Below are 4,096 nucleotides of genomic sequence, written 5' to 3' on the forward strand. Positions count from 1 at the left end.
TGCTTGGTTCCGGGTTTCTTACTCATCTCCACTCCTTGGCGGTTACGATGAGCCAGAAACCCTCTCTTATCAAATCGACTTAAACTGTCCCATTGGTGCTGACGTCAGACACAAGTGTCGAAGTCGGACACAGTATTTTGGTGGATGACGGGCGTTTGCGTCTAAGGGTCAACCGTATCGCACAGTCCCTTGTTGAAGCTAAGGTCTTGAATCCGGGCGTACTCAAGGATCGCAAGGGCGTAAGTTTCCCTGACAGCACTTTAGCGGTCGATCCCATTACACAAAAAGACCGTGAAGACCTCCAGTTTGCCTTACAGCTTGGCGTGGATTGGGTCGCAATGTCCTTTGTTCAATCGGCTGATGACATTCGAAATCTCAGGCAACTGATTTGTGGGCAAGCCAAGATCGTTGCAAAGATTGAAAAACCTATCGCTGTGCAAAATATCGACGCTATTCTTGAAGAAGCAGACGCCATTATGGTCGCGCGTGGCGATTTAGGTGTTGAATGTGCGTGGCACGAACTCCCTGCTATTCAACGGCGACTGGTGTCAAGCGCACGTGATGCCGGGAAATCAGTTATCGTAGCAACCCAGATGCTTGAAAGCATGATCACTGCGCCCCTGCCTACACGGGCGGAAACCTCCGACGTCGCTAACGCGGTTATGCAAGGCGTCGACGCTGTTATGCTTTCCGCTGAAAGCGCTACGGGCAACTATCCTGTTGAGGCCGTCGCGGCGATGTCATCCATTATCTTGGCGACAGAAAAGTCGCGCAGTTGCAAACCCCAGTTGATTGAGGAGCAGTTGACCGAAGCGCTCGACGATTCAGGGTCAATTGCCAATGCAGCGGGGATACTTGCCCGACTGAGGGGTGCCTGCTGCATCACAACCTATACCGAGACAGGTGCCACAGCTCTTCGCGTCGCAAAAGGGCGCAGTCCCGTGCCCGTCCTTGCGGTTTGTCCAAATAGGTTGGTTGCTGGAACTCTAACTCTCGTTTGGGGCGTGACACCGACGGTTAACTCTAAACATTCTGAATTTGAGTCTGCCCGACAAGGTCAAATCCCCTGTTCACTAGGGAAGAATGACTTGGTCAAACCGAAGAAACCGGTGGTTGTAACGTCCGGGTCGAAGCATGGACAGATTGGCGGCACCGACTCTTTGAAAATCGCATACCTTAAGGAGTGAGAACATGAAGAACCTAATTGGAGAGTTCCGAAATCTGCATGAATCGGGCTGCTTTATAGTCCCAAACCCTTGGGATGAGTGCTCTGCTCGCCTGTTCGCCAAGTGCGGATTCAAGGCACTCGCAAGTTCCTCTTCAGGCTATGCTTTTGCAACTAATCGAAGAGACGGATGTAGGCAGGTCTCCCGCGACGAAACCATCTCGTATTCCGAGTGCCTATCTCGAGCAACTGGTCTGCCTGTCACAATGGACGCTGAAGATTGTTTCGCCGACAGCCCGAAAGGTGTGGCGGAAACGATCACTCTTTCTGCCTCAGCAGGACTGGCCGGGATTTCCATTGAAGATCGAGACACGGCTAAGCCCGGCCGCATACGTGAGTTTTCGGAAGCTTTGGAACGGGTTCACGCTGCGATCGAAGCTGCGCAATCATCCGGGATTGTCGTTACAGCGCGTGCTGATGGTTTGGGAAAAGGCGCCTACGATCTAGACGAAACCCTGGCAAAGAAAATTGTCGCTGCCCGACTGTACCTCCGCACAGACAGCATCTAATCAAAGGTGTTAGCACGGTTCGCAGTAACGCAGGTTTAATTGGCGTGCGTCCATGCTTGGCTCCTATGAGGCGCCGAATGCAGATTCGGTTCTTCTGTCGGTTACGGTCTGGGGGATGCTACCCCTGATGCTGTGGACCAATTCCTTGGAAGAGTTTCGACACGTCAACCGTTGCCATCTTTCCAACGGAATCAAAATTAACGTCTAGCCACTCGGTGGCAGTGCGTCTGCCAACGTCCCTAAGGTGGGTTAGAAACGCCCATTCAGCATTTAACTTTGAAGAGGCGCCAAGTGGTTTCAACTCATCTTGGTTTTCGATGATGTGAACCCTTGTATCTTTGTATTCGTTCTTTGACAGTTTTCCCTCTCTGATTAGCCGGGACACGAAATCAATGGCCCGAAGCTCTTTCAGCAAGCTCGAGTTGAAACTGATTTCATTGATCCTATTCATGATGTCCTGAGCCGTCGTTGGTGCTCCGGAGCGGTCAAGCGGGTTTATCTGAACAACCACTATGTCGCTCGTGTCGGTCTGATTGTGGAAAGGAAAAAGAGACGGATTGCCCATGTACCCTCCATCCCAGTATGGAACACCATCTATCTCCACGGCCTGGTACAGCATTGGCAAACACGCTGAAGCCATAACCATATCCGCGGTCAGTTGGTCGCTGTCGAAAACCTTGACGCGCCCTGTCTCGACGTTAGTTGCTGAAATGAATAGTTTTGTTCGGGTGCAGCACCTTACACGCTCAAAATTAACCGTTTTTACTAGGAGTTCCTTAAGCGGATTTATGTTGAATGGGTTCAACTGGTACGGCGACAGAAGGCGTGTCACGGCGTCCATCATGTGGTATCCGACCGACCTTTCGAGGGTCCAATTGCCCATAAAGACATCGATCGGATGACGCTTGACTGGACTATGCTTAGCAGCATGACTCATTTCCTGCCAAAAACGGTGCAAAGCCTCGCGTGCCCCGTCCGGTCCATCTTGCATCATTCCGTCAGCCATAACGACCGCATTCATAGCACCGGCTGAAGTTCCCGAAACTGCTTCGAACTCAATCCGGCCATCGGCAAGCAAGGCGTCAAGTACGCCCCACGTAAATGCGCCGTGAGATCCGCCCCCTTGCAGAGCCAAGTTCACTTTCTTTGTTTGTTTTGGCATAGTCATTCTCCAACGAATATCATCATGAAAAACTATCCAAGCGGCATACTCTAAAGTTTTTCATCGGTTTTGCGGACTGGGAAATTCTCTCTAAGCCGCCTAGTTTCGCGATAGCTATTCATGTCCCTTCGCTGCTTTTTAAGGAAGTGCGCGAAAGTTATCTTCCTTAGAGTCAATCTGTGCGTGCTCTGAAATGTGAACGAAACTGTTTGGTTCCCAAGCTATCAGTTCAATGTCCCACCCACCCCAAAGCACCTACGTCAAAACAACGGTCAACGCGGCGAATGGAGGAACTTAATCAAACCTGTTTGATCTAGCAGCCATGGATCAATGCGCCACCCAACCGCCATCGACTGGCAGCGCCGTACCCGTGATTGATTTGGCACCGTCAGAGCACAGAAAAACTGCAAGATCCGCGAGTTCGTCGACAGTGACGAAGTTCTTCGTCGGTTGTGCAGCGAGCAGCACGTCCCGCCTGACCTCTTCCTCAGTGATCCCTCGAGACCTTGCTGTTTCGGGAATCTGTTTTTCAACGAGCGGCGTCCAGACGTATCCAGGGCAAATCGCGTTCACAGTCACGCCATGTTCCGCAGCTTCCAGTGCAAGCGTCTTGGTCAGTCCTACGATCCCGTGCTTCGCAGCCACGTAGGCCGATTTGTAAGGTGAGGCAACCAGACCATGCGCGGAAGCGATGTTGATGATGCGGCCCCATTTACGTGACTTCATCCCCGCCATCACAGCCTTGCTGGTGAAGAATGACGCTGACAGATTTAAGCTTATAATTGCCTGCCATTTTTCATCCGGAAATTCTTCCACGGGTGAAACAAATTGGATACCAGCATTGTTGACCAACACATCAACGCTACCGAAGTTATCCTCGGCAGTTGACATAAGTTCCAACGCACCTTCAGGGGTCATCAAATTTGCAGAACTGTAGACGGCTTTGACCTTAAAGTCCTGTTCGATACGACTCCGACTTTCTTCCACATCCCCAGATGTTTCGATTCCGTTCATCACGACGTTCATTCCGCTTGCTGCCATGCCGCGCGCGACCCCAAGCCCAATTCCGCTGGAGGAGCCGGTAATGACCGCTGTCTTTGGTTTTTCCATGTGAAGTTTCCTCTGGTTGAACACAGAATGAGGTTAAGTTTTTTTGAGTTAGGTCAGCGCTGTCTCAAAGGAGCGGCAACCAAAAGCGAC

Annotated in this window: 4 protein-coding genes; 2 read left to right on the forward strand and 2 right to left on the reverse strand. The window is 51.3% G+C overall.

Translation table 11 applies throughout. The features are described from left to right. Nucleotides 1-95: 95 nt before the first annotated feature. The gene (pyk, locus tag ABLN87_RS21955) at nucleotides 96-1,187 is read left to right on the forward strand and encodes a pyruvate kinase (RefSeq protein WP_353014229.1); all 1,092 of its coding nucleotides are present in this window, start codon (nucleotides 96-98) and stop codon (nucleotides 1,185-1,187) included. Nucleotides 1,188-1,191: 4 nt separating this feature from the next. Next, a complete protein-coding gene (locus ABLN87_RS21960) occupies nucleotides 1,192-1,734 on the forward strand; it encodes an isocitrate lyase/phosphoenolpyruvate mutase family protein (protein ID WP_353014231.1) in 543 nt (180 codons plus the stop codon). A 118-nt stretch (nucleotides 1,735-1,852) separates the two neighbouring features. Here the strand turns inward: ABLN87_RS21960 and ABLN87_RS21965 are convergent, their stop codons facing one another. Together ABLN87_RS21965 and ABLN87_RS21970 are read right to left on the reverse strand one after the other, a co-directional pair. Next, nucleotides 1,853-2,896 carry a patatin-like phospholipase family protein gene (locus ABLN87_RS21965; RefSeq protein WP_353014232.1) on the reverse strand — a complete coding sequence of 348 codons (1,044 nt, stop codon included), beginning with the start codon at nucleotides 2,894-2,896 and terminating at the stop codon, nucleotides 1,853-1,855. 327 nt (nucleotides 2,897-3,223) lie between these two features. Further along, on the reverse strand, nucleotides 3,224-4,006 hold the full coding sequence (locus ABLN87_RS21970; RefSeq protein ID WP_353014234.1) for a 3-hydroxybutyrate dehydrogenase: 783 nt from the start codon (nucleotides 4,004-4,006) through the stop codon (nucleotides 3,224-3,226). Between the last annotated feature and the right edge of the window lie 90 nt (nucleotides 4,007-4,096).

Source organism: Ruegeria sp. SCP10 (assembly GCF_040329495.1).
Lineage (GTDB): Bacteria > Pseudomonadota > Alphaproteobacteria > Rhodobacterales > Rhodobacteraceae > Ruegeria.

Coding starts and splice junctions, on each gene's coding strand:
- ABLN87_RS21960 (WP_353014231.1), top strand. CDS start 1,192: ATGAAGAACCTAATTGGAGAGTTCCGAAATCTGCATGAATCGGGCTGC.
- ABLN87_RS21965 (WP_353014232.1), bottom strand. CDS start 2,896: ATGCCAAAACAAACAAAGAAAGTGAACTTGGCTCTGCAAGGGGGCGGA.
- ABLN87_RS21970 (WP_353014234.1), bottom strand. CDS start 4,006: ATGGAAAAACCAAAGACAGCGGTCATTACCGGCTCCTCCAGCGGAATT.